Source organism: Gaetbulibacter aestuarii (assembly GCF_039537665.1).
GTDB lineage: Bacteria > Bacteroidota > Bacteroidia > Flavobacteriales > Flavobacteriaceae > Gaetbulibacter_A > Gaetbulibacter_A aestuarii.
Map to the genome: position 1 here is coordinate 501,201 of NZ_BAABAY010000001.1, position 24,478 is coordinate 525,678.

Genomic DNA, 24,478 nt, shown 5'->3' on the forward strand with positions numbered 1-24,478 from the left:
CTATCTTTAATTTTACTTAACGCGGTTTTCTTTGTATTTAATTTTGTATACTTAACGCTTAAAAATTTTCCTTTTTACCATGCTACCACTACCCTTTTACAGGCAACTTATGCTCCCCTTTATTTCTTTACTGTCGTTAGGTATTGTTACCGGATGTAACCAATCCAATAAAAACTCCGAAGCCCCCAAAAAATCAAAATACAGCGCCATATTTGGTGATAAGGTAATGGTTTTTAATGATACTATGGACATGGATAGTATCAGGATGACGCTTGAAGCCATAAACAAACAGCAAGCGTATAATGAGTTTGGTTCAGAACGCTATGCTCTACTGTTTATGCCGGGAACCTATGATCTGGATATTACTGTAGATTATTATGTACAAGCCATGGGTTTAGGACGGTTTCCGGACGATGTAACTGTTCATGGCGCGGTGCAATCTACAACGACTACAAATGGTAATAAGGTAACAACCATGTTTTGGCGCGGTGCTGAGAACTTTAAAGTTGTCCCACAACATGGTGAAATGATTTACTGGGCGGTATCACAAGCTGCTCCTTACCGGCGTATGCATGTGGTGGGCGACATTAATTTTGATAAAGGCAGTTGGGCAAGTGGTGGTGTTCTTGCGAATTCTGTGGTAAATGGCAGGGCCGGATTAACCTCCGGACAACAATGGTTTACACGGAATTCAAGTATCGGATCCTGGGAAGGCGGCAACTGGAACAGGGTATTTGTTGGCGTAGAAGGCGCCCCGGAAGACACCTGGCCTTTAGATCCAACAACCGTTATTGACAAAACACCGGTAATTAGGGAAAAGCCGTTCCTTACGTATACTGAATCCGAAGGTTACGCTGTTTTTGTTCCTGAACTAAGAAGAGAATCTTACGGCCCCTCCTGGATAAATCGCGATGAAAAAGGTGAGCTCATACCCATAGCGGCCTTTCATATTGCTTTCCCGGATAAAGACGATGCGACCTCAATTAATAAAGCCCTTGCCAAGGGTAAACATATTCTGTTCACGCCCGGGATCTACACGATCGATGAAACCCTTAATATAACAAAGCCCAATACCGTTATTCTTGGCCTTGGCTTACCAACCCTTATTCCTCAAAATGGCAAGGTTGCCCTTGCTACTGATGATATTCCAGGTATAAAATTAGCAGGGTTTATGGTGGATGCCGGACCGGAACTTTCTTCAACACTTATTCAAATCGGGTCCGAAAATGCAGAAGCTGATTATCCCGATAATCCCATCTCGCTTCACGATATTTATTGCAGAGTTGGAGGTGCAGTGGTTGGTCAATCGGAAACCGCAATAACAATTAACAGTAATTATGTGATCGGGGATCATTTTTGGTTATGGCGCGCCGATCATGGTATCGGAACGGCCTGGAAGGACGGACAAAATAAACACGGCCTAGTAGTTCATGGAGACCATGTTACGATCTATGGCTTATTCAACGAGCACTTTCAGGGGTACCAAACGCTATGGAAAGGTGACCACGGAAGCACGTATTTCTATCAATCCGAAATTCCTTATCATCCGCCAAGTATGGCGTTGTGGAATGATCAAGGGAAACCCGGTTATGCCTCTTATAAGGTTGCTGAAAGCGTTCAACATCATAAGGCCTATGGCTTGGGTATTTATAGTTTTTTTAGCGGTGAACCAACGGTATCAAATAAGGTCCGGCTGGAAAACGCCATGGAAGTCCCAAATCATTCAGGCATAATGATCACACACATTGCAACATTTGCCGGCTTGAACGGTGGCATTAATCATCCCATCAATGGCTTAGGCCCAAAGACTGAGAAAAATGAACTAAAACTCTATGACGGTTTTAAAGGGAAGGAATAGGCCAAGCGTTCTAATTCTTAGGATTTTATGAAAAGTCATGAGCAAGGTAATGCACTATATGTAGTGATATGCGCTCGTATTATGTAATAGGCAACTTATAAAACCATGCTGCAAAAGAATCCAAAAAATCAAAACTTATTTCATAGAAAATAAGGAAGTGAAACAGAATAGACATTACCAAATATAACGGAAATACCCACCGTCCTGATGATTGGTTACGTTCTTTGATTATAAGATAGAAAACCAGGGCATACATGGTGGTAACTGAAATACTTAATCCGAGATAAAAATTAGGTTCCGGCAGTAATGTGCTGTAAATGAAACGTGCCCAACCAGGTTCGAGAAACTCTATACCTATCGCAATCATCGCTCTGGCATGAATTTGCATATTCTTGCTGTATCTCATGGCAATGGTGAACATGACCAATATAATCACGCTATGTTTAATAACAAACCATAAACTGGCGCCTAAGCCCGAAATTTTTTCTACATGAGTGGTACTGTGTTTAAGTAAGATTACGGAAATTATGAGCAAAGGCAAAATAATGTAGCTCAATTTACCGATGCGTTTGTGTAGAGCAACTTTCTTTTGTTTGATCAGAAATGGTTGAACGATCAATAAAGCTATCCACATTAAGGCAATTGCCAAATGAAAATGGTAATAAAAATTAAAATCATCCGTTCCATCAAAGAATTTTGAAAAATAAGATGGCCAAAAGCCTAAAATTGAAATAACCAGTAATGCAATGGCAAAATACCCTACATTGTTAAAGTTTGTTCTTTTTACTCTTTTTTTTGAGTTGGTTGCTTTCATTTTTGACTCAAAAGTTTTTCATGTTCTATTAACGAATTTGAGGTATGGCGCACAACGTTCGTGGCTATGAGTAGTTGCGTGTTTTAGTATTTAACTTTACACGTATACAATAAGCTGAAAATTCCGCAGGAATTTTCAGGGTAAGCAAGAACTAGCAATTACTTATAGCCAGTGTTGTGCTTTCGTTATTTTTCAAGAGCTTCTAATTCTTTATTTATACCTAAAACCAAATCATTCAGCCGTCTCATAGTAGTATTAAAAGCATTTTCTATTAGCCAGTAATTTTGATTTTTCAACGTTTTTAAAAAATATTTGAATTCCTGATCCTTTTTTAGCTTTTGATAATCCACAGGAATCATTTCTGATTGAAAGTTGTCTTGTCTGGAACTCCACATTTGATCAAAATGTTTACTAAATATTGTTTTTGAAGCATCTTCAATTACATCTGTATAGCGCTTGGACAATTGGAGAACGGTTCCTTCTGCGTATGAGTAATAGGTAATAATATCAGACCTTAAATTTTCATTGGAAATTAGATTTAAATCTTTTGATTTTAGGACATTATAAGTCGTTAAGTCAAAACGTACACCCCAGTCCGAGGTTATATTTCCATAATGATACTTTAAAGAATCTTTATAAGGTAAGTCCTTATCCATATATTTTATCAAGTAATCAATTGAGTTTCTGACTTTAGAATAAACTTGGTCACTCTCTGAAATGATTAAGGAATCTGCTTTTAGACTTGATTTGAAATTCTGTAAAATCTTTATTTCACTAGATTTTAATTTTCGATTTTCATTCCAATTATTAATTTGAAGCGCGATTAGAATTCCAATAACTACAAGTATAATTTCTCCAAGAGCATATTTAAAATACCTTCCAGTTTTGTTTTCCTTGAGTAAGTTTTGGCGAATTTTTCTAAAGAATTTTATCATTCGTTATTAGTTGGTCATGATGAAGCACAACGGTTTAGCTTCGCTGAATCTTCGATTTGGCTATGATTCTGTTCCTGGATGTCCAATTTACATATTATTCCGTTTTCACCTTAAACTAGTAATGTATCCTATTACATTTATGGCAGGAATACTTATTCTCCATTATTATTGAACATATACCTGTAAATCTTTAAATCCCCATTTTGATCGGGTTTTAAAACCAGCAATCCTTTCACTTCGAAGTTTCCACTTTCAGCTGTCTTTGGATCTTTCCAGCTTCCTATATTTATAGTTCGGACGATACTATATTCACCTGCCATGATTGCTTCTTCAATGATGAACTGTTCGGAAAAATCAACGGATTCTAACCATTTGAAACTTTCGATGATTTCTTCCCGGCCTTTAACAATTGGTTTCCCCTCTGGTAGAATTATCGCGTCATCATGGAAGCAGTCTGCCATCTTTGAAGCTGATTTACTGCCCACAGCACTCCCGTATAGATCAAGCACTTCCCTAACGTCCTTTCCTATAGTGCTTTCTTGCGCATAGGTTAAAGTTATTGATACGAGGGAAAAAAAAGTTAAAAGTGTAAGTAGTTTTGTTTTCATGTTGAAAAATTTTGTGGGTTTATTAAAACTATTCCAATTCATTCTCAATGTTAGTTAAAAGCTCTCGGCTTATTGTTATTAAAAGGTTCCAATACTTGATTTGGTTGATTTGAACCACAACGTTTTGTGTAAGATTTGTTGCGTGTTTAGGTAACCAATTTAGCAAATAAAACTGAACCGTAGGAAAATCCGCAGGATTTTCCGGATAGGCAAGGAACTAGCAATGAATTTTACACGCTGTTAGCTACCGTTTATTTAATCAATAAATATTTGTCCATTTAACGGTGTCAAATTATTTACTCGTTGTAACTCAAATATTTTATCACTTGTCAATTCATTCCTATATTTAATCGGGACTTCTTTGATAATTCCAAATATTAGGTTATCCCCACCCATACAAGTTGTGTCAATATGTAATTTGGTTGGTTCGTAAGTCAATTCATATTTCAGTTCACCATTATTATCATAAATTTTCCATAAGCCAATCCGATAGTAATAAAAAGACCTACATTCCCCTCCAACGCAGCAAGATATATAGGATCCAAGCTTATATTTTCCCTCCATTTTAAGAGTTCCGTTTTTGGAGTATTCTTTCCAATATCCAACTCTCAAATCACTCACTCCATATTTACTTACTGCTAATGCACCTCTTCCTAATAAAATTCCATTTTTTTTAAATTCAACGATTGTATCTTTTTCAGGAATTCCATTCACTAACTCTCCATAAAGATTATTGTCTGAAATGTAAGGAAATGCATCCTCTTGCCCAATTAGAGATTGGCAACTAAAAATTAAAAGAATAATTATAATTCTCATTTTCGGTATGGTAGCTAACGTTTCGTATAAGGTTTGTTGCGTGATTAGGTAACCAATTTAGCAAATAAAACCGAACAGTAGGAAAATCCGGAGGATTTTCCGGAGAGGCAAGAACCTAGCAATAAATTTTATACGTTGTTGTGAGCAGTATTTTATTCACAGTATTTTGTCAGTTTTATAGTTTTCAATGCTCTAAAAAATTCCACTTGAGTTGAGTCAGACAAATTGTTTCCGTAAAAACTCAAACTGGTTTTGTTAGAATTCGGTCCACCACCTTTCAAGCTGTCAATATAAATTCCGCTTGCTCCAAATCCTTTGTTTTTTGGTTTTATAAATTTAGCTACAAAGCAGTCAATAATGTCTGTTTGGAATTCGTACTTTAAATAATCTTTTGCGTCATATTCAACGGTTAGAAAGTCCTCAATAACCAAATGCTTTACATTTTTTAATAGCTTTTTTTGCTTTTCGCTAAATTCTGCATATTCAGATTGCTCAAATACCAAGACCTCTGGGTTTTTAGTCAAATCAGGTGAGTACCAACCCAAATCAAAAATCAGCGTGTCGTTTTTGTCCGTTATCAATCCGCTAACATAGCTGTCAATTCCGTTTATTTCATATTCCGACCAATTTTTCGGAACTGTTATTTCAAACGCTTCGTAGTCAATCGTTTTATAGTCCGACTTTTCACAGGATAAAATCAGAATCAAGATTAATATAGATAGCGTTTTTCTCATATTGCTCACAACGTTCACGGCTATGAGTAGTTGCGTGTTTTAGTATTTAACATTACAAGTATACAAAAAGCTGAAAATTCCGCAGGAATTTTCAGGATAAGCGATAACAAGCAATTACTTATAGCCGATGTTGTGCCTAGTTTTTTATATTCAGTTTTATCTTTTGTCCGTCTTTCAAATCTTTTATCTGAAACCCTAAATCTCCGCTAAAAGCAATTAATTCCGCAAAACTAATTTTTCCGAGATTCGATTTTTCATATTCTCCGCCAATAACAGCCGACATTTTTAGACAGTATTTTTGGTTTTCTTTTAATTCTCCAAGTTCCGATTTCGCAATTTTCACAAGTTTAGTCATTTTCCAGTCTTCTATAAATTCAGAGTCAGATGAGATTTTATTAAATTCAGATTCCGATTCCGCAATTTTTTCGCAACTAATTTCTTCTGGACAGATTCTCCAATATTCATTTTTGTCCGTTTTGAAAATCACGTTGCCAAATTCATTCGTCCGAACTATTTCGGTCGCTTTAAATCCTTTCCAATTCCAAGCTTTATTTATTTCGGCAATCATTTTCTTATATTCTAACTTCAGTTATTTAAAAAATCGGTTTTGTTTTCATACCTAAAAATTTTAACAAGCAAACCGACTACAGAGAAAAATATTAAAAGGTTTATTCCGCCACCAATGAAACCATATGTTATTGGGTCTATTTTTAAACTGGTTAATAGAAAAGGCATAGCAAGATTAGTTGCAAGTCTTAAAACTAAACTTATAATTATGAGATATACGAAATATTTTGATTTCATAAATGAGGTAAATTTTTAAAATTACTATTCTTATGTGGTTACTAGGTCTTCCTAAATTAGGCACAACGGTCCGGCTATGAGTAGTTGCGTGGTTTAGCACTTAATTTTGCAAGTACACACCAAACTGAAAATCCGCGAGGATTTTCAGAATTAGGCGAGAACAAGCAATTACTTATAGCCATTGTTGTGCTTAGTTTGTTGTTTTTTTAGGTCAAAATCACAGATATTATTCCTAAAAATGCGAATCCAAAAAATGAAATCAAAGTCAAGTTTTTTAATGAGTTTAATTCCGTTAATTTATTTTCTATTTTTTTTTCAGATTGACTTAGTTTTTTCCGTTCCGATATTAAGTCAAAAAAATTCACTCGATATATTCCTGCTCTTGGACCAAAATCAATTCCGCTTTTGGTCATTAATTTTTTATAGTTTAAAATTAAATTATCACTCAATTCATGATAACTCTTCCAAGTAAGATATGTAAATCGTCCAAATCCAATGATTCCGAAAATCACAGGAATGTAATCCCTCATTGGTTTGTTGAGTATTAAAATCAGAGTCAAACTCGTGAGGAGAATCACTAATAATTCAGTTTTATATTTTCTTCTTTTCTGCATTTCAGGAATTAAGCACAACGTATCCGGGTATGGTGTCGTGCCGCCAATCCTGTCCAGTTGCACCGCCCCTTGTTAACCGTTACCAATATACAGCATTGCAGTAAATTATCAAAACGATGGGCGGCATGCACTATACCCGATGTTGTGCAACGTAAATTATTCAATTCCAATCAATTCAAGTCGTTTATTATCAAAATCACTCAATCTAAAATACACAGTAATCTTATCGGAAGTAAGTATTTTAGAAATCATATCATTCATATATTTTGTATAATATAAATCATAATCTATATCGTGTAATGTAAATTTTATTTTGAAATCATCCGAAAATTGTTGGTCTGTATCAATTGCGTATTTATATTTCGTATCACCAGTCTTTTTTGAATATTGAATTTTAAAAATCTTACCATTTTCTTTATCAGTAATCTCCTTAAAATTATTGGGTTTCCAATCAATGTCAATCACTTTTTTATTAATCAAATCAATTGCTTTATTTACTCCATTATAAAATTCTCCTTTTTTAAAAAATGGTATCATTTGGTCAACAATAATTTGGGTCTGATTATCTGAAAGTATCCACTCAAGTCCGTATCCGACTAAAATCTGGAGTTTTCTGTCATTTTTAGATAGAAGAATTATTATCCCGTTATTAATCCCTTTTATCCCTGCTGGATATTTTCGTGATAAATCCATTCCATAATCAATTGGTGATTTACCTCCTAAATCCATTGTCGTATAAATCATTGTCTCAACGGTACTTTTATCTTTTAGATTTTGCAATCGTGTTGTCAATTCAGATTTTTCATTATCAGTCAAGAATTCTCCATTATCTATAATCAGTTGACTTTTTACTGTCAATCCGAAGAAAATCAGAATTATTAATGTTGTAAAATGTCTCATGGTTTGTTCTGTTTTATGTTGCACAACGTTCGCTGTATGTTTTGTGGCGCTGTTTAAGAAACTAATTTAGCAAATAAAACCGAACCGTAGGAAAATCCGCAGGATTTTCCGGAAAGGCTGAAACCAAGCCATGAAATATACAGGTTGTTAGCGTTCGTTTTTATTATTGGTCAAAAACCAAACCTTCGCAAATAAGCTGCAAAAAAAATGATATTGCTCCGTTTCGATTCCGTTTTGATATTTTATTCTAACACGTTCATTTTTTTTGCCTAAAGATCTAAAACAACCCTGGCAAAAGTTCACGGACTTATTTTTACGGAACTTAAAAACAGACACTAACCTTTAAAAATCTAAAAAAAAAATTCGCAAAAAAACCGTCAAAAAATTCCAGATTTTCTGTGAAACTTTGGCTAATGAACGCTAACGGTAGTTGTATGAGTAGTGGCAGATTGCGTGATACTTATCTGTCAAACCGCTAAGCAGTTTGATCGGCTACAAGCCCTGATATTAAACACATTGCCTGCCATTACTTATACAAAATGTTACATAACGTTTTACTTATTTCGGTGCATTTTGCCATTTATTCCATATCGGACTTAAATCCACACCAGTTGCCTGAGACATTATAGACTCAATCTCATTGTATTTAAATGCTCTTTGATTTTCATTTGACCAACTAAGCAAACCAAGAATAGCATCCTTAAAGGATTTTTTCTCGTTGGTTTGTTTTTGAATATACTCATCTAAATCATAAGCCATTAAAGCTCCCCTTGAAAAAAGATTTTTTCCTATTCTAAAATCAGAGGCATATTGGGTTGAACCCAGAAGAGATAATTCCTTTAAGGTTTTGGTTTTAATAAAATCCGGAGCATTGTCCATGTTGGATTTCCACCAATTTAACCTTGCATCGTCGCTGAGGATTTGCTGGAAAGAAACATACCATATAAATCCTTCATTCAGCCAGATTGTTTCTACAAGTGGTGCCACTTGCCATGCAAATGGGCGGTATCCTTCACCCCAGGATCTTAACGGAATCCATGAATGTCCCATATGATGTATGATGGTTCCCAAATCTCTATTGGGATAATATTCCTCCGAAATATCCCTGTGTGCCGTCATACTATTTAGATGTTCCATATTAAAACCATAGTCATGCCTTTCTGAAATTGGTTTTAGAAACTCATAAACTAAGGTGTAATGAGGCATGGGAATGTATCCAAAATATTCAGCAAGTTTCTGCAGCGATAATAAGCCTGTATCCCCGATACCTTCCAAATTATCGGCTGTCGCAGCATAGGCCACTACAAATAATGGAATTGGCGCTTCTTCAACTTGAATGACCTGAACTCCATTACCTAAGAGATACTGAGCATCAACCAGAGCGGCATAGCTTTCAGCCTCATAACTATCCGTTCGGTATTTTCGGTTGGTATCAGGCCTTAAGGTACTAAAAACAGGCCATGAAGGGTCGGTATTTATGGTTAGATTGACGGCCTCTGTTTCCAGTCCTTCAATAAATCCAAATACTGAATACCCAAACAGTCCCAGATAGTCTTTTCTTGCTTTGGAACTCGTGGAGGCATCTAATAAATCAATTTCCATTTTTTGTATGTCGACCGTATAACTCACCTTATTCAAAAGATCATTACTTTCTCCAAACGTAAAGAAACTTCCGTCCCCTATCATCCCTGGCAACTGCTTACCACTAGTTGTATAACCAACAACATCATCAATAAAAGCTATGTAGTTTGTCAGAATATAGGTTCCCGGTGCACTTCTTGGAATCACTAAATTGGCATCACTGGCCAATAGGGCATCAAATGTGATTTGAATAGTTACTTTATTCAAATTTGCTTGGTTGGTAAGCAAATAGCTAATCTTTTGCTGTGCGTTTAGACTTGGGATAGCTATAATGAATGATACTAGAACAATAATTCTTCTCATGTTGATAATGTTATGTAACGTTTCGCATAAGGTTTGTTGCGGTTTTAGGTAACCAATTTAGCAAATAAAAATCAACCGTAGGAAAATCCGCAGGATTTTCCGGAGAGGCAAGAACCTAGCAATGAATTTTATGCGTTGTTGTAAAACGTTATTTTATCATAATTCATTTAGGTTCTGAATAAGTTCTTTTTTGAATGACATCATCATATTTCTGCCAAAATTTACTTGAAATAGTAGAAGTATTATAAAAATAGGAACTAGAATTAGTAGAGCAGGATACGCTTTATTTAAAATCACAATTGTCACTAGAATTAGGAATAAAACAGGAACTAGAATTAAGCCTAGCCCCATAAATGAATCGTAAGCAAAGCATTCTATTTTCAAACTGGTATTTCCGTTCATGTCAATAATTTTTCCTTTTGCGTAACCCGGAAAAGACAACTGCATAAATTTTCTTTTTACTCTTATTTTAAATCTTTCCTCATTAATAATTCCGATATATTTTTTGTCAGATTTTGTCAATTCGTCAAAAAGATAATTGTCATTTGTGTCAATTAATTTTTTAAATCGAACAATTAAATCTTCTTTACTTAAATCTGAATTAAGAGTGATTATTTTATATAGGTTTAATATCTCTAGAATGCTTTTCATCAAATGTTTTACAACGGTTTGGCTAAAAAGCGTTGCTGTCTCGCAGAGCAGCTATGATTTTTTAGCCATTGTTAGCAGTAGTTTTTAAATATTTATTTACGAGTTCATAGGTTTCTATCATAAGTAGTTCTCGCTTATCAGTATTTGAATTCATAAATAGAACAATAGTTAGCGGTATATCCAATCTTCTTACAACCATTGTCCTAGTGCCATACCAACTCCCTCTATGTGATGATATGTTGTCAGTAACAATCCAAGCCATGGCATATCCTATTTCTTTGTTTTCAAAGAAAGGATAGAGGTCAATCATCTCATGACCTGTATTAGGCCATATTCCTTTAATAGTACTACTCGGCTTAAATATTAATTTATGAGACTTTTTCGAAAGTAAGTTCTTGTTTCTCAAAGCTTTATCATATTCCAAATAATCATGGACACTGGTGTAAACTGCACCATCTCCTAAAATTCCATTCATGAAAAAGCCATCCACTTTTTCCCAATTATCCAAGCTATCTCTTTCATAGCAATAGGCTCGTTCTGGAATTTCAATAGGGTGAGCCAAATTGTAAAAATTGGTTCGTTTCATTCCAGCTTTGTTAAAAATATTTTCTTTCGCAAAGGATGAAAATTCTTGTCCACTCACTTTTTCTACCAGAAGAGCCAAAACCAGATACGCAGTATTTGAATATTCCCAACCATCGCCAGGCTCAAACACCGGTTTTGGATTAGTCTCAAGCCATTTTAAGATATCTTGATTCTCGACAATCTTTGATTTATCCCATCTTTGTAAAAAATAGGGCTCTTCGTAATCAGCAAGTCCAGAGGTATGATTTAGTAAATTTTCAACAGTAATATTCTTGAAAACAGGGAAGTCCCAGAACTTACTTATCGTATCATTTAATGAAAGTAAATCTTTATCAATAAGACTTAAGATGCATAGAGCGGTAAATTGCTTACTAACTGAAGCCATTCTCATATTAGTATTAAGAGTAATAGGCTTTTTTGTTTCTATATCTCTTAATCCATAGCCTTTACCAAAAATCATTTCTTGTCCATATGAAATTGCAATTGCAGCTCCAGGTTCATATTGTCCGATTGTAGAGTTGAATAGGGAATCAACACTTGTTTGAAGTCTTTCCAGTCCAAATGCTTCCGGTTCAGTTTTTTTGTCACTCGGATTCTTACAAGAAACACAAACCGTAATCAACAATAGAGTCAAAAGGTTTTTCATGTGGTTGGTTTTAATTACTGCTAACGGTCTCGTATAACCGTCAGTTACGGGTTAATATGCGTTAATTTTCGATTTGGCACAAACTTTAGCAATTCCGAGTGGATTCGGACGTAGTCGAATCCGCCGTAATTGCGGTTATACATTGTTGTACAACGTTTTTTATTCGCTTTTTTTTATCCATTTTCCAAATTTTCTACCTACTAAAATTGCAGGTGTAATTCCAATAACCATAATCCAAAAGAATGGTTTGAATATGTAATCCTCAAATGAATCCCAAAAAGTGTCATAAGGTTCCATTCCTTCTTGCACAAATCCTGTCCAACCTACAAGGAAAGCGGTTATGATTAAAGTCAGAATTCCGTATTTCATTCCAACTTTTTCATAATCTTTTTTCTTTATCAGTATTTCATATCCAGCATTTTTTCCGAACAAGTATGCAAGTCCGTATAAAATTCCAATTCCGATAATTATGTTTATCCAATAATTCCATTCAACCATCCATTGAGGATTTCCACCAGCAAGTAACATCATAAATAGAAACGCAATTAAAATTCCAATCGTTGCAGATTGTAACGCTTTTTTAATTCCGATGTTTTTAGCTGTTTCAGGTGTCATTTTGTTGTTCTGTCAAATGTTGTACAACGTGTTTGTATAAGATTAGTTGCGTGGTTTAAGCACCTAATTTAGCAAATACAAACCGAATAGAAAATCCGCGAGGATTTTCGTAAGTAGGCTTGCACTAGCAATTAATTTTATACGGTGTTGTGCAACGTTTTTTATATTAATAAACTTCGTTCAAATTTATCTAAATTAGGCTTTAAAGATTTCAACGATTTTTTTCCTAAATCAATAATTTCTAACCATTTTTTATCACTCAAAACAGCTCGATTGTCATAGTCATCATTATTTGGTGGTTCATATTCAGATAGCAATTTGTGCCATTCGGAAATAGTTTCATATTCAGCTTTTGTTACCAATTCAGATTCGATATGCTTTTCGTATCCATCTGACAAATCCAAATCGTCAAAGTAAGAACACATAAATTCTATAAATGAATAATATGGATTTGTGTTATTTGAGTCGAGCCAAGTCTTTTTTTGATATTCCAAATTGACCAAATCTTTAATCATTAAAATCCAATTCCTTCTCCAAGTTTCTTTATCCATTTTTATATTCTCTATTTCAATATTTTTAGGAACTTTTTTTCTTGGAAGAAATCCCCAAATCTTGTTGTCAGGTGTTTTACTCTTATATCTGAATTTTATGTAAGGTCTTGCTCCATCTGTTGGCGCAAACACCTCCTTGAAATACCCTCTTTCTTCTCTTGTTAATTCTCTTACGCTACCATCTTCTTCAACGTGAACATATTCAAAATCAGAATTTGGTTTAATCTCAACGACAAATTCCGTTTCAGATTTTGAATCCGATTTTTCGATTTCATTTTCGGTTTGTTTGTCATTCAAACTTTCTGATTTTTTCTTAAAAAATTCGAATATTCTCATTTTTGGTCAAATGTTGCACAACGTTTCGTATAAGGTTTGTTGCGTGATTTGGTAACCAATTTAGCAAATAAAAACGAACCGTAGGAAAATCCGCAGGATTTTCCGGAGAGGCAAGAACCTAGCAATGAATTTTACACTTTGTTGTGTGCTGCCTTTTTCACATTTTTTCGTCAACAAATTCTTTGATTTCAAAAGTTCTGCTTTTCAGGTCAAAGAAATGATAAAAAGCAAAAGAAATATCTGTTTCAGGTTTGCTTATAACTCCAAAAAATTCTAGTGTGTCATTTTCCATTTTGTTGAACCAGTAAGCGTGAAAATTGGCAATTTTGAGAAAATCTTGTCCTGCTAGAGAATCGAAGTCTTTTTTATTAAAAACAGTATCTAGGATCCGTTGATTTGCCAGATTAATAATTAAGTGTTTTTCGTAATCTCGGTATTTGTCAATGTACTTTGTGCCTTGACTTTCAAATTCGTTAGTCACATAAGTATCGAGAGTTTTATTTTCAATTGAAATTTTAAGATTCTTAGCGGCAATTATAGTATCGAACTCTGTTATTTCGTTTTCTTTAGGGAAGTATCTTTCAACAACATTTTTATCAGCAAATTTTTCTTTGTGTAGATTAATTATTGAATCAGTTTTACCATCAGTTTTTTTAGCTTTCTCAATTTCTTTAACCAAAGTTTTACTTTGTTTTTTATGTTCATTGCAATTAAAAAAAAGAATGGTAAGAAGTATTATTAAAAAATGTTTGCTCATGGGTATTTTTTGGTTGCACACAACGTTTCGTGTAAGGTTTGTTGCGTGTTTAGGTAACCAATTTAGCAAATAAAACCGAACCGTAGGAAAATCCGCAGGATTTTCCGGAAAGACAGGAACATAGCAATAAATTTTATACGTTGTTAGCAAACGTTTTTTATAATTTTATTTCTACAAACGGATTGTTAGTCTTGGAATAATTATCAACAGGAAGTAAAATTTCTCTTATCCTAACTTTTTTTTCACCATTTTCAATTGTGTCCTTGGCATGTTGGGCAAAAATTGCACCTATTAATGTGTCATTATTGTTCCCAAAACTAAATTCTAAAAATTTTCTTTTTGAATCAAAGTTTTTAAAGTCTACAATTTTAGTTTTATCATTTTGTTTGCTGACGGCGGAGAAAGTAAAATCAACTAGTTTTCCATCTTTAATCGAATCGTAACAATAAGTCAATTTACCGTTTAAAATATTTAATTTTTCATCTCTATTTAAATTGAGTTTATAAAATCGACTTTTAGAACTGTCAATAATATTCCGATTATATATGATTTTTTGGAAACTGAGTGTATCGTTATTTTTATTGATATAGATTTCTAAATCTTCCGTGATGTTGTTTCCCAAATCATATTTAATAAATTCACGACTGTAATTGTATTCTTTAGCGGTATTTTTTATTTCATTAATACCTTTCTTTTTATTCTGGCAACCAAAAAAGCAAAGAGCTAGAAGAATAAAAGAAAAAAGTTTAATGGGTTCTCTCATAATGTTTGCTAACGTCCCCTGTATGAGTCGTGGCTGATTTAAGTTACAAAAGTTTCGTTTTACTATTTAGTCAAATCTGCGATTTGACTGGCTAAATTATTCCCCCCAAAGCGAGTCAAATCGCAGATTTGACGGGCTACTACGAAGCACTAAAGACACGTTTCACCACTAATAGCCATGATTTCATACAGAATGTTATGCTCTTTAATAATATTCGTAAGTAAAGTCATGAATCGTCTTTTTTCTATTAGTTGTGGCGATTATTCTAGTAACATGTCCATGTTCATTTTTGATTCGTCTAGTGTTAGTTGTTAATGCATGTCCACTTTGTCCGAATAATTCATATTCAGGTGCACTTATACCGTTCAAAGACCAATTATCCATTTTCCAACTTAATTTCTTGTATATCCCTTCATCATTTTCAGGGTAGATCAATTCAATTTCATATCTAGAGGTATCACCTGTTTTGAGATAAATAAGTAATTCACTTCTATATTTGTAAGTCTCTGTTCTATATTCCTTAATTATAGTTTTAAATTTTTTTGTTAGCTCGGTTGAAGTTAGGGTGTCTGAATTATAAGAGTGTGTTATTGTTTTTATAGTGTCATTTTGAAGGGAATCAATCACTGAATGAGTTTTAATTCGTCCGAATTTGTCATAAGTCTTGAAAACATTAGAAACAGTAATTCCGAATTTAGTTAGTTGATGAATCGATTCTGTTATTATTAAAGAGTCGTTATATTCATAGGAGATTGTTTGGAATTTAGTACCAAAAATTGATGACGTTTTAGTTAATATTCGCCCTAGAGAATCTTTAGAATATTCATAAGTCCATTCTTCCGAATAATCAGCATTTGGATAGGAAACCTCCTTAATCAATTCACCTTCTTCGTTATAAGTTTGAACAGACGAAGCACTTCTTATTTCCTTAATCTTTTGAGGATGACCAACGGAGGCTGAACTAAGAAAAATAAATAATAGAACAATTAATTTCATATCAGTATATTGAGCATAACGGTTTGTGTATGGTTAGTTGCGTGCTTAAGCAACTAATTTAGCAAATAAATCACAGATAGAATATTCCGCAGGAATGTTCGTAAGTCGGCAGTGACCTAGCAATTAATTATACACGGTGTTACCACACGTTTTTTATTAATCGTTTCAATTTTCTGTCAGTTATTCGCAATTGTACAAAACCACATTTTCCACTTACTCCATAAACAGCTTGGGCTGTCTCTTTTTTAAATTCGTACCATATTCGTTCAACATTTTCCGAATTCAATTTATCCACAACGATGCTTAATTCAGGCTTTTCGTTCAAATTTACAATTATTGATTTCCGTTTTTTATAATGCAAAACAAATAATATTTTACATCCGCATTCTATTCCGTTTTGGTTTTCGTGTTCGTTAAAAATTGTAGCGGAATGGACAGTTTTTATTTCCGGTTCAGATTGTTTGTAGATTGAGTCGGCTTTGATTTTAGCTTTTATCAATTCAATACGTTCTGATTTAGATTCCGCTTTTTCAAATTCCATTTTCCATATTTTATTTTCCGTTTGTAAATTACAATCAGAAGTCTTGTTCTCTTGAGCATAAGTTGCTCCGAAAACTAAAATTGTCAATATGTAGAGTGTTTTTCTCAAATGTGTGGTAACGTTTCGTATATGATTTGTTGCGTGATTAAGCAACCAATTTAGCAAATAAAACCTAACCGTAGGAAAATCCGCAGGATTTTCCAGAGAGGCAAGAACCTAGCAATGAATTTTATACGTTGTTGGCTACAGTTTATCTCTTCCATTTTGTCCAATTAGAGTCTGGTCTTCTAAAAGGTTTTGATAAAAATCGATAAACAATTTCATTAAATAATTCAGGATTTGAGGCAGGTGTGAAATGTGTTTCTCCTGGCATTATGCATAACTGAGCTTTTGGTAAATTCTCAAAGATTTCGACAAAATGCTCATTTTTTATTATATCGCGGTCACCACCAATAATTAAAACAGGCGCCTTGATTTTTTGCAAATCCTTATGACTTATATTTGGTTGATTTAATAGCAATCCAAGAAGTTGGTGACTTAAATTTAAATTTTGAGTCCTGTCACCCTTAGCTATTTTTTTCATTATTTCAACATCTCTTTCTCTTACACTTTTGGGTGCCCAACTATTTACTGCTGTTGTATCTGGTCTTAAATTTGCACCCATCGCAACAATTTTCTTTATTTTTGACTTATTGTTGATGCCCATCTTTAAGGCTATTATTCCGCCATCACTCCAACCAATAATATTAATAGAATCCAATTCAAGAAATTGAACTAAACCATCCCAATCTTTAGCAATCTGAGTGTATGTTAAAGAATCTGTTTTCAACTCAGATTTTCCTTGTCCTCGATTGTCAGCTATGATGACTCTATATTTTGATTTAAAGTAATCAATTTGATTACCCATTGAATGGATGTCAGCCCCGTTTCCATGAATTAAAAGTAATGGTTCACCTTTCCCATATTCCTCATAATAAATTTTTGCACCATTTATTTCAACAAATTTTCCAACATCCTGATTATTTCCATAGGGAATATCAAATTTAAAGTTCATTTTAACTTGAGCATTAACAATTCCGAAAATTGAAATTGTTAAGAATAGAATTACTGGGTTGAAATTTTTTTTCATTCGGTCTTTAAATTGTAGCCAACGTTTGGTGTAAGATTTGTTGCGTGATTAGGTAACCAATTTAGCAAATAAAAACGAACCGTAGGAAAATCCGCAGGATTTTCCGATGAGCGAGAAACTAGCAATGAATTTTACACGCTGTTACCATACGTTTTTTTATTCCGCTTTTTTTAATTCAGATGTTTTCACAACAATTGTATTTCCCCAAATATCCCCTAATCGTTGATTTTTTTCGGTGTTTTTTATTGTTATAATTCCGATTAGTCCAAAAAAGAACATATCGATTGGGTCGAGTAAATGTCTTTTAAAAGATTGTCCAAAACTTAGTTTTTCGTCAGTTCCGCTAAAAGTTGAATTATCATTTGATTTTCGGATTGACATAGGTTTTAGTCCGACTAAAGAGTTTCCGAGTGTTGCTCCAAACCATTGCTCAACTCCGACAGTCATTAATCCCCAAAATAGAATTGGCGCAAGACCTAGAAGTCCACTAATATGATATCCTCCTTCATCATTCGGTTCTCCAAAAGCATATAAATAAATGAAGAAAAAGGTGTAAATAATTAAATAATCTACAATTCCTGCCAAAATTCGGTTTCCAATATTTGGTTCAGTTTTTAATGCAGTAGTGGTTAAGTTTGTTTCTATCATCGGTTTTCTTAATGTATGGTAACGTTTCGTATAAGGTTTGTTGCGTGTTTAGGTAACCAATTTAGCAAATAAAACCGAACCGTAGGAAAATCCGTAGGATTTTCCGGATAGGCAAGAACCTAGCAATGAATTTTATACGTTGTTGTAGCACGTTTTTATTTTATGCTGCGCTCAGAATATTAATCAATCCTCCAATGATTATTAAAATTAACATTGTCAAATAACTTCGCTTAATGGATACAGTTCCCTTGATTAATATTACACCAAAATATAGGTTTATAATACTTAATAAAATATTAGAGAATAGCACCCAATTAGGATACCTAAAACCAAAAAGAATGTCTGTATAATTATATTTATAATAAAGGGATATTATTTGATAAATCCAGTAAACAGATAATACAATTTGAAATAAGCCTAAAACGATGTTAATATATTTTTTCAAAAAAATTTTTAGTTTAATTCCTGGTTTTCCAATTCCGCAAAATTTTGCTTATCAGTTGGTAAAATATCAACTAATTCAAATCGTTTTTTATCCAAAATCTTAAAATCAACCAGGCTCAAATATAGGTGAACCACCTTTCTGTCAATCATTATTTTTCCACCACCTGCCCAATGTCGGTCAGTTCCGTTTTTCTTTATTCCAGAAATCCAATATTCGTCTCCGTTTTCTATATCGTAAAAATTTCCAGCAATTCCTTTTGCCTTTGAATTTTTAAGAGCTTTTCCATTAAAATACACAGTGCGACCAGATTTTGAGAATTCCGCCAATCCAATCCAAGCAGGTCCAGTATTTTCAAATCCGCTTTTTAATTCGATATACCTTAATTCAGATTTCATTGTTTCTCAAATGTGCTACAACGTGTTTGTGTATGATTTCGTTGCGTGTTTAAGCAACTAATTTAGCAAATACAAACCGAATAGAAAATCCGCTAGGATTTTCGTAAGTAGGCTAGTACTAGCAATGAATTATACACGGTGTTCTACGCAGTTTTTTATTCTCAACTGTAACCTTCAGTTCGATGTTTGTCCGAAATTGTAGGTTCTGCGTAACCAATAATTTCAGCATTTTCCATTCTGTCAAGTTCCTTTTTAATGGGCTTATAATCCAAATTCGCAGGAATTTCCATTGAGAAATATCCTTCATTTGCTTTTTCTGATTCGCAACCTAATTTAAAAAATATATCACGAATAATATTTGTTTCAGTCGTTTTGTCCATAATGACAACTTGAACAACAGTCCGACCTGAATATTTAATTGTCTTTCTATAAGTCAGCATTTGTTCAGTTTCGTCAAATTCCGCAAATACAATGTCTTCTGATGCAACAAGCGGAATGTAGAAAGGAATATTATCAATTTTATAGTATCCTTTTTCTTGGTCAACTTTATTAGCCCAAACAGTTTCAACCATTTGTTCGTCAAATATGTTGCTATGAAAATTGAATAATATTTTTACTTGTTCACTCATTTTGATGCTCGAATATTAATTCTACTTTCTTTTCGGATATTAGTTTTTGAACATCTTTAAAATTCATTTGTTCTATTCGCTCAATCGTTGTCTTCGGTCGATATACTTTTATGTTCGAATAATAACTTGCTTTACTCACAAAAGTGTATAAATCAGTCGAATCTTTCTCTTTAGTTCTAATATTTAATCTTTTCCAGTTCTTTCCAACTATTCCAAATTCAGAAGTTTCTTCATTGACAATTATATCCGAATCTTTTGATTCATAATAAATCTCTTGATAGTCTCCATAATGGTCTTCAATTTCCATTGCGTGAAGTCCAAATCCAATAAGTCCGACAACTGCGATAATCACAATTCCAGAAATTAGAAGTCCGTATTTTAATGCTTTGCTCAATGTTTGTTTTAAATTGCGTAGAACGTTTCGTGTATGGTTTGTTGCGATTTTAGGTACCCAAATTAGCAAATAAAAACCACTCGTAGGAAAATCCGCAGGATTTTCCGATAATCGAGAACCTAAGCAATGAATTATACACATTGTTAGCACACGTTTTTATTCCACTTTTTTATATTCATAATGCTTGTCAAAAAGTCCGCCTTTATTTTTATAAATCAGTTTGTTTTTGTCAATTTTGACTATAACATAATTCCGATTTCCGATAGTCAGAGTTGAGTCAGTCAATTTATAAGTTGCATCATATTCATTTCCCATTTGGTTAATGAATATTTTTTTGTCTTTATTAAAAGTCAGAGTGGTTTTCAGTTCCGCTTTTGAGCCAGATTCTGATTCCGAATTAGAGTTATTTTCTGCAAGTGGCTCAATATCGTCAGGAAAAGAGTCCGTTTCCGTAACTAAAATCCATTTTCCGTAAAGTTTGTTTTCCGATATGGATTGTGCTTTGCAAGAATTAATTCCGAGAATTAAAGTCAGTATTAATAATATTCTCATATTTTTTCTCAAATGTGTGCTAACGTTTCGTATAAGGTTTGTTGCGTGTTTAGGTAACCAATTTAGCAAATAAAAAGGAACCGTAGGAAAATCCGCAGGATTTTCCGGATAGGCAAGGATCTAGCAATAAATTTTATACGCTGTTGGCTGTAGTTTTTCATTCAATATAACCACCACTACACCAGTCTATTATTTTTCCGTGATTGTCGAGTTCAATGTAATAATAAGTTGCACTCCATTTATAAATTTCTTGAATAACTACTAAATTTCTGTTTTCGTTAAAAAGTAGTGATTGACTGACGAAAAGTTTGGGAAAACTGCCTTTTCCATATTCTTTTATTTTGAATTTGCTGTGGTCCAGATTTTCAAGGTTTAACACCTTTTTTTTTGAAAGGTTTGATTTAAAGTTGTCATGTTCTTTAATTTCAAATTGATCTATGCATCTTGGATACCAAAATGGAATTTCGGTCAATTGAAACGGTTGAATCTCCTCATATACACTTATTTTCTTTTTAACAGGATTTTTAACTAGAATTTCAGTCCGATAAAAGTCAAACGCAATTTGTTCAAAAAACGGAATATTAGTTTGCATGATTCCTAATCCGCAAGTGAATAAAAAAGACAGAAGGAATAACTTTTTCAAATATTTACCATTTAAATTCAATTTCGATTAATTCACCTTGAATGAATACCTGACGTTGCAAATTACAGCCAACATACGTATATATTCACCGGTGTACATATCCTAATTATATATACATCACCTAAATATAGAAATTTTCTTATGAATATCCTGTATTCTATACTTATATCCGTTTACAAACGACTACAAACATTTACAAACGAATTTAAATAGTTAACTACCGAGTAAATGCTGCCCGCCATCGCAACTTTGCCCTGTCGCTAATTCGAATGGCGATAGAATGAACTGTTTAACATTTAAATTTTAGTATTATGAACACGCTTAGAAACAGAGTACAGTTGATTGGAAACCTGGGAAACGATCCGGAAGTCATCCATTTGGATTCCGGTAAAGTGGTGGCGAAATTCAATATCGCAACCAATGACAGCTACACCAATAATAAAGGTGAAAAAATAACCGATACCCAATGGCACAACGTCGTAGCCTGGGGTAAAACGGCCGAGATCATTGAAAAATATCTTAAAAAAGGAAAAGAAGTTGCCGTTGAAGGTAAACTTACCTCACGTAACTACGAAGACAAAGACGGACAAAAGCGTTACATTACCGAAGTAGTCTGTAACGAACTCCTGATGCTAGGGAAATAACTTACAAAAGAGGGCGTATAAAACCGCCCTCTACTTTTTTTCGTAGGTATCCAAAACGTTTTAACGAATTTATTTTTGATTTTATCAGATAAAATAGGAGGTTACTCATGTCATGCATTATGTTTGAGGCTGTTAAATGCCCCAAACATGAAACAATTAGTATTAATAGCCTACTTAGGCTGCCTAAGTCTTCACGCGCAGCAACCTGTTTACAATATTCAAAACAGTAAAGGTCAACTTTACGAATACGCCCAATACACCAATGCCGGAAATCTGGATCTTTCGATTTCCGACGTGCAACATAGTTCCTTTTTAAAATACAAAGATCTGGAATCCGAAAATCATAGTGTTGGTTTTACGTCAGATAACTATTGGGTAAAATTTAAGATCGAGAACAACGATGCCAGCTCCAAAACCTATTATCTGGAAACCGGCCGCCCTATTACCGACGTTGTGGATCTGTATCAAATAAACGGGGCTAAGATCTCTCATTTTAAAAACGGAGATGATATTCCGTTTAGCAAAAAACAGGTAGAACACCGCTCTACCGTTTTCAAACTGGATCTTCCACCGCAAAAGGCACAACAAATTTATATTCATTACAAAAGTGATGGCGAAACCATCAACCTGCCCTTAACCTTATACTCTGCCGAAGCATTCTGGATAAACAATTACCACCAGCAAATGTTCCTCGGGCTTTTTTACGGTATTTTGTTTTTAGCAAGTATTATTTATTTGTTCTTTTATTCCAGTCTGAAGGAAAAAGCTTTTTTATACTACGGTTTTTATGTGCTTTCCATAGCCTTGATGCAATTAGCTTTGGATGGTTTTTTACACGAATATCTGTTCACTTCCGGAGGGTATTTCAACAGTCGTCTGGTTTTAATTACCGCCCTGTTATCCAATCTTTACTTATTAAAATACTGTGAGCATTTCTTAAGAGTAAACACCCAATTGAACGGATTTAAAAAAGCCTTTCATGTTATCTACGGTATCATCGGCGTGTTGTTTGCGCTGGTATTTATTAGTGATAAAACCCTGGAGTTGGCCTACCCTATTAGTAATTTAAACGGCCTTTTCAGTCTGATACTTATCCTGGCCACAACCTTTACCATGCGTTTTAAACGTATGAAGATCGACCCGTATTTCTCTTTTGGTATCTTCTTTTTAGTCATTGGGCTTTTAGGATTTGTAATGAATAATCTGAGCTTGTTACCCAACAATTTCTACACTTTGAACAGTGCAAAGTTCGGATCGGGTTTTGAGGTGATCTTCCTTTCCCTTTCGATGACCAATTTGATCAGAAAACTGCGCATTGAAAAAGAACGGTCGCAGGAAGAAGCGCTATTGAAATCGGAAGAAATCAGTGGTTTGAAAACCTATTTCATGTCGAATATGAGTCACGAGTTACGCACCCCGATCAATGCCATTATGGGTGTAGCCGATGATGAAATTGCTAAAAACCCAAGTCCGGAGATCAAGAATGCACTCGATATTATCAAGAATGCTTCCGTAAGTTTATTAAGTAACGTGAACGATATTCTGGATTTTGAAAAGATCGAAAAGAATGAATTAAAACTCAATAAGCAGCCTTTTGATCCGAAGGAAACCATGCGTCAGATCTGCACCAACTGGAAATTAGAAGCTGAGAAAAAAGGATTGAAATTCATTTCTGAAATCGATGAAAATATTCCAAAACGCGTTATTGGCGATGACAAACGTTTGGTACAGATCTTAAACAATCTGTTATCCAACGCCGTGAAATTCACCGAAAAAGGTCAGGTGGTATTTAAATTAATAAGTACGCCACAACCTAATAACGTGCATCGCTTCTCCATCCAAATCTCCGATACCGGTGTAGGCATGGACGTACAGTTCAAAAACCAGGCTTTTGATAGTTTCAACCAAATGCGTCTGGACAATAAGCGTAAGTTTGGTGGTATTGGTTTAGGTTTAACTATTGTAAATCACATTTTATCTTTATGCGACGGAAACATTAAAATTGAAAGTGAACTCGGGAAAGGCACAGATGTATTCATCGATTTTAGATTACAAGAACAAAAACTAGCAAAATTAACTAAGGTTGAAGACTCGAAAACCGAAAACGAAATGCCGGTTAAGGTTTTGATGGTTGAAGATAACAAGATGAATCAAATGGTTTTAGCACGCATCCTAAAAACGAAATCTGAGATCGTTTATAGTATTGCCAATAATGGTCAGGAAGCCATTGATAAATTAAAGGAAGAAACCTTTGATATCATTCTTATGGATCTGCAAATGCCTGTTATGGACGGTTATGAAGCTACCGAGATCATTAAAAGCGGCGCTTTAGGAACCAAAGTACAAGATCTGCCGATTATCGCAGTAACGGCGGATGCCACTCAGGAAACTAAAGAGCGTGTGCTCAATATGGGTATGATCGACCATATGACAAAGCCTATTGAGAAAGAACTTATCTTACAAAAAATATTTCGTTATTCGCAAGGTGGTGCGCTTTCGGAAACAGCCTAAAATATCCATTTTTTATGGGA

General features: G+C 34.1%; 27 protein-coding genes. 3 read left to right on the forward strand and 24 right to left on the reverse strand.

Annotation, left to right across the window (positions count from 1 at the left end):
• Nucleotides 1–79 precede the first annotated feature (79 nt).
• Nucleotides 80–1,858: a hypothetical protein gene (locus ABD682_RS02085; protein ID WP_344738486.1), complete on the forward strand. Its 1,779-nt coding sequence runs from the start codon at nucleotides 80–82 to the stop codon at nucleotides 1,856–1,858.
• A 79-nt stretch (nucleotides 1,859–1,937) separates the two neighbouring features.
• Here the strand turns inward: ABD682_RS02085 and ABD682_RS02090 are convergent, their stop codons facing one another.
• The 24 genes from ABD682_RS02090 to ABD682_RS02205 form a co-directional block, all read right to left on the reverse strand.
• Nucleotides 1,938–2,672 (reverse strand): hypothetical protein, encoded by a 735-nt coding sequence (locus tag ABD682_RS02090; protein ID WP_344738488.1) that lies wholly within the window; start codon nucleotides 2,670–2,672, stop codon nucleotides 1,938–1,940.
• Nucleotides 2,673–2,857: 185 nt separating this feature from the next.
• Nucleotides 2,858–3,607 (reverse strand): DUF6090 family protein, encoded by a 750-nt coding sequence (locus ABD682_RS02095; RefSeq protein WP_344738490.1) that lies wholly within the window; start codon nucleotides 3,605–3,607, stop codon nucleotides 2,858–2,860.
• 152 nt (nucleotides 3,608–3,759) lie between these two features.
• Nucleotides 3,760–4,215 (reverse strand): YybH family protein, encoded by a 456-nt coding sequence (locus tag ABD682_RS02100; RefSeq protein WP_344738492.1) that lies wholly within the window; start codon nucleotides 4,213–4,215, stop codon nucleotides 3,760–3,762.
• Between the two features lie 255 nt (nucleotides 4,216–4,470).
• Nucleotides 4,471–5,031: a toxin-antitoxin system YwqK family antitoxin gene (locus tag ABD682_RS02105; protein ID WP_344738494.1), complete on the reverse strand. Its 561-nt coding sequence runs from the start codon at nucleotides 5,029–5,031 to the stop codon at nucleotides 4,471–4,473.
• A gap of 152 nt (nucleotides 5,032–5,183) precedes the next feature.
• Nucleotides 5,184–5,765, reverse strand: a complete 582-nt coding sequence (locus tag ABD682_RS02110; RefSeq protein WP_344738496.1) for a hypothetical protein — start codon at nucleotides 5,763–5,765, stop codon at nucleotides 5,184–5,186.
• A 136-nt stretch (nucleotides 5,766–5,901) separates the two neighbouring features.
• Nucleotides 5,902–6,333, reverse strand: a complete 432-nt coding sequence (locus ABD682_RS02115; protein WP_344738498.1) for a T6SS immunity protein Tdi1 domain-containing protein — start codon at nucleotides 6,331–6,333, stop codon at nucleotides 5,902–5,904.
• 442 nt (nucleotides 6,334–6,775) lie between these two features.
• The gene (locus tag ABD682_RS02120) at nucleotides 6,776–7,099 is read right to left on the reverse strand and encodes a hypothetical protein (RefSeq protein WP_344738499.1); all 324 of its coding nucleotides are present in this window, start codon (nucleotides 7,097–7,099) and stop codon (nucleotides 6,776–6,778) included.
• 240 nt (nucleotides 7,100–7,339) lie between these two features.
• Nucleotides 7,340–8,083 carry a TPM domain-containing protein gene (locus tag ABD682_RS02125; RefSeq protein WP_344738502.1) on the reverse strand — a complete coding sequence of 248 codons (744 nt, stop codon included), beginning with the start codon at nucleotides 8,081–8,083 and terminating at the stop codon, nucleotides 7,340–7,342.
• A 558-nt stretch (nucleotides 8,084–8,641) separates the two neighbouring features.
• Nucleotides 8,642–10,027 (reverse strand): M61 family metallopeptidase, encoded by a 1,386-nt coding sequence (locus ABD682_RS02130; RefSeq protein WP_344738504.1) that lies wholly within the window; start codon nucleotides 10,025–10,027, stop codon nucleotides 8,642–8,644.
• Nucleotides 10,028–10,183: 156 nt separating this feature from the next.
• Nucleotides 10,184–10,678 carry a hypothetical protein gene (locus ABD682_RS02135; protein WP_344738506.1) on the reverse strand — a complete coding sequence of 165 codons (495 nt, stop codon included), beginning with the start codon at nucleotides 10,676–10,678 and terminating at the stop codon, nucleotides 10,184–10,186.
• 61 nt (nucleotides 10,679–10,739) lie between these two features.
• Nucleotides 10,740–11,909, reverse strand: a complete 1,170-nt coding sequence (locus ABD682_RS02140) for a serine hydrolase domain-containing protein (RefSeq protein WP_344738508.1) — start codon at nucleotides 11,907–11,909, stop codon at nucleotides 10,740–10,742.
• 159 nt (nucleotides 11,910–12,068) lie between these two features.
• Nucleotides 12,069–12,524: a hypothetical protein gene (locus ABD682_RS02145; protein WP_344738510.1), complete on the reverse strand. Its 456-nt coding sequence runs from the start codon at nucleotides 12,522–12,524 to the stop codon at nucleotides 12,069–12,071.
• A 161-nt stretch (nucleotides 12,525–12,685) separates the two neighbouring features.
• Nucleotides 12,686–13,411, reverse strand: coding sequence for a hypothetical protein (locus tag ABD682_RS02150; protein ID WP_344738512.1), 726 nt, complete (start codon nucleotides 13,409–13,411; stop codon nucleotides 12,686–12,688).
• A gap of 157 nt (nucleotides 13,412–13,568) precedes the next feature.
• Nucleotides 13,569–14,168, reverse strand: a complete 600-nt coding sequence (locus ABD682_RS02155; protein ID WP_344738514.1) for a DUF4738 domain-containing protein — start codon at nucleotides 14,166–14,168, stop codon at nucleotides 13,569–13,571.
• A gap of 157 nt (nucleotides 14,169–14,325) precedes the next feature.
• A complete protein-coding gene (locus tag ABD682_RS02160; RefSeq protein ID WP_344738516.1) occupies nucleotides 14,326–14,931 on the reverse strand; it encodes a hypothetical protein in 606 nt (201 codons plus the stop codon).
• Nucleotides 14,932–15,135: 204 nt separating this feature from the next.
• Entirely contained in the window at nucleotides 15,136–15,927 is a 792-nt protein-coding gene (locus ABD682_RS02165; RefSeq protein WP_344738518.1) for a hypothetical protein, read from the reverse strand.
• Between the two features lie 139 nt (nucleotides 15,928–16,066).
• The gene (locus ABD682_RS02170; RefSeq protein WP_344738520.1) at nucleotides 16,067–16,468 is read right to left on the reverse strand and encodes a hypothetical protein; all 402 of its coding nucleotides are present in this window, start codon (nucleotides 16,466–16,468) and stop codon (nucleotides 16,067–16,069) included.
• A 250-nt stretch (nucleotides 16,469–16,718) separates the two neighbouring features.
• Complete coding sequence (locus ABD682_RS02175; RefSeq protein WP_344738522.1) at nucleotides 16,719–17,597, reverse strand: alpha/beta fold hydrolase; 879 nt, start codon at nucleotides 17,595–17,597, stop codon at nucleotides 16,719–16,721.
• Nucleotides 17,598–17,753: 156 nt separating this feature from the next.
• A complete protein-coding gene (locus ABD682_RS02180) occupies nucleotides 17,754–18,245 on the reverse strand; it encodes an RDD family protein (RefSeq protein WP_344738524.1) in 492 nt (163 codons plus the stop codon).
• 453 nt (nucleotides 18,246–18,698) lie between these two features.
• Nucleotides 18,699–19,085 (reverse strand): mannose-1-phosphate guanylyltransferase, encoded by a 387-nt coding sequence (locus ABD682_RS02185; RefSeq protein ID WP_344738526.1) that lies wholly within the window; start codon nucleotides 19,083–19,085, stop codon nucleotides 18,699–18,701.
• Between the two features lie 161 nt (nucleotides 19,086–19,246).
• A complete protein-coding gene (locus ABD682_RS02190; protein WP_344738528.1) occupies nucleotides 19,247–19,714 on the reverse strand; it encodes a DUF4265 domain-containing protein in 468 nt (155 codons plus the stop codon).
• A complete protein-coding gene (locus ABD682_RS02195; protein WP_344738530.1) occupies nucleotides 19,707–20,108 on the reverse strand; it encodes a hypothetical protein in 402 nt (133 codons plus the stop codon). Before ABD682_RS02195 ends, ABD682_RS02190 begins: the two co-directional genes overlap by 8 nt.
• Before the next feature lie 156 nt (nucleotides 20,109–20,264).
• Complete coding sequence (locus tag ABD682_RS02200) at nucleotides 20,265–20,660, reverse strand: META domain-containing protein (RefSeq protein WP_344738532.1); 396 nt, start codon at nucleotides 20,658–20,660, stop codon at nucleotides 20,265–20,267.
• Between the two features lie 157 nt (nucleotides 20,661–20,817).
• Nucleotides 20,818–21,303, reverse strand: coding sequence for a hypothetical protein (locus ABD682_RS02205; protein WP_344738534.1), 486 nt, complete (start codon nucleotides 21,301–21,303; stop codon nucleotides 20,818–20,820).
• Nucleotides 21,304–21,614: 311 nt separating this feature from the next.
• Between ABD682_RS02205 and ABD682_RS02210 the strand changes: the two genes are divergently transcribed.
• Together ABD682_RS02210 and ABD682_RS02215 are read left to right on the forward strand one after the other, a co-directional pair.
• A complete protein-coding gene (locus tag ABD682_RS02210) occupies nucleotides 21,615–21,947 on the forward strand; it encodes a single-stranded DNA-binding protein (protein ID WP_344738536.1) in 333 nt (110 codons plus the stop codon).
• Nucleotides 21,948–22,094: 147 nt separating this feature from the next.
• Nucleotides 22,095–24,458, forward strand: a complete 2,364-nt coding sequence (locus ABD682_RS02215) for a hybrid sensor histidine kinase/response regulator (RefSeq protein ID WP_344738538.1) — start codon at nucleotides 22,095–22,097, stop codon at nucleotides 24,456–24,458.
• Nucleotides 24,459–24,478 lie beyond the last annotated feature (20 nt).

Excerpts from the sequence above, each read along its gene's own strand:
- ABD682_RS02110 (WP_344738496.1), bottom strand. The coding sequence starts at position 5,765 with ATGAGAAAAACGCTATCTATATTAATCTTGATTCTGATTTTATCCTGT.
- ABD682_RS02145 (WP_344738510.1), bottom strand. The coding sequence starts at position 12,524 with ATGACACCTGAAACAGCTAAAAACATCGGAATTAAAAAAGCGTTACAA.
- ABD682_RS02140 (WP_344738508.1), bottom strand. The coding sequence starts at position 11,909 with ATGAAAAACCTTTTGACTCTATTGTTGATTACGGTTTGTGTTTCTTGT.
- ABD682_RS02210 (WP_344738536.1), top strand. The coding sequence starts at position 21,615 with ATGAACACGCTTAGAAACAGAGTACAGTTGATTGGAAACCTGGGAAAC.
- ABD682_RS02190 (WP_344738528.1), bottom strand. The coding sequence starts at position 19,714 with ATGAGTGAACAAGTAAAAATATTATTCAATTTTCATAGCAACATATTT.
- ABD682_RS02095 (WP_344738490.1), bottom strand. The coding sequence starts at position 3,607 with ATGATAAAATTCTTTAGAAAAATTCGCCAAAACTTACTCAAGGAAAAC.
- ABD682_RS02165 (WP_344738518.1), bottom strand. The coding sequence starts at position 15,927 with ATGAAATTAATTGTTCTATTATTTATTTTTCTTAGTTCAGCCTCCGTT.
- ABD682_RS02170 (WP_344738520.1), bottom strand. The coding sequence starts at position 16,468 with ATGGAATTTGAAAAAGCGGAATCTAAATCAGAACGTATTGAATTGATA.
- ABD682_RS02105 (WP_344738494.1), bottom strand. The coding sequence starts at position 5,031 with ATGAGAATTATAATTATTCTTTTAATTTTTAGTTGCCAATCTCTAATT.
- ABD682_RS02115 (WP_344738498.1), bottom strand. The coding sequence starts at position 6,333 with ATGATTGCCGAAATAAATAAAGCTTGGAATTGGAAAGGATTTAAAGCG.
- ABD682_RS02100 (WP_344738492.1), bottom strand. The coding sequence starts at position 4,215 with ATGAAAACAAAACTACTTACACTTTTAACTTTTTTTTCCCTCGTATCA.
- ABD682_RS02120 (WP_344738499.1), bottom strand. The coding sequence starts at position 7,099 with ATGAGGGATTACATTCCTGTGATTTTCGGAATCATTGGATTTGGACGA.
- ABD682_RS02090 (WP_344738488.1), bottom strand. The coding sequence starts at position 2,672 with ATGAAAGCAACCAACTCAAAAAAAAGAGTAAAAAGAACAAACTTTAAC.
- ABD682_RS02185 (WP_344738526.1), bottom strand. The coding sequence starts at position 19,085 with ATGAAATCTGAATTAAGGTATATCGAATTAAAAAGCGGATTTGAAAAT.
- ABD682_RS02155 (WP_344738514.1), bottom strand. The coding sequence starts at position 14,168 with ATGAGCAAACATTTTTTAATAATACTTCTTACCATTCTTTTTTTTAAT.
- ABD682_RS02125 (WP_344738502.1), bottom strand. The coding sequence starts at position 8,083 with ATGAGACATTTTACAACATTAATAATTCTGATTTTCTTCGGATTGACA.
- ABD682_RS02200 (WP_344738532.1), bottom strand. The coding sequence starts at position 20,660 with ATGAGAATATTATTAATACTGACTTTAATTCTCGGAATTAATTCTTGC.
- ABD682_RS02130 (WP_344738504.1), bottom strand. The coding sequence starts at position 10,027 with ATGAGAAGAATTATTGTTCTAGTATCATTCATTATAGCTATCCCAAGT.
- ABD682_RS02180 (WP_344738524.1), bottom strand. The coding sequence starts at position 18,245 with ATGATAGAAACAAACTTAACCACTACTGCATTAAAAACTGAACCAAAT.
- ABD682_RS02175 (WP_344738522.1), bottom strand. The coding sequence starts at position 17,597 with ATGAAAAAAAATTTCAACCCAGTAATTCTATTCTTAACAATTTCAATT.
- ABD682_RS02085 (WP_344738486.1), top strand. The coding sequence starts at position 80 with ATGCTACCACTACCCTTTTACAGGCAACTTATGCTCCCCTTTATTTCT.
- ABD682_RS02135 (WP_344738506.1), bottom strand. The coding sequence starts at position 10,678 with ATGAAAAGCATTCTAGAGATATTAAACCTATATAAAATAATCACTCTT.
- ABD682_RS02160 (WP_344738516.1), bottom strand. The coding sequence starts at position 14,931 with ATGAGAGAACCCATTAAACTTTTTTCTTTTATTCTTCTAGCTCTTTGC.
- ABD682_RS02215 (WP_344738538.1), top strand. The coding sequence starts at position 22,095 with ATGAAACAATTAGTATTAATAGCCTACTTAGGCTGCCTAAGTCTTCAC.
- ABD682_RS02150 (WP_344738512.1), bottom strand. The coding sequence starts at position 13,411 with ATGAGAATATTCGAATTTTTTAAGAAAAAATCAGAAAGTTTGAATGAC.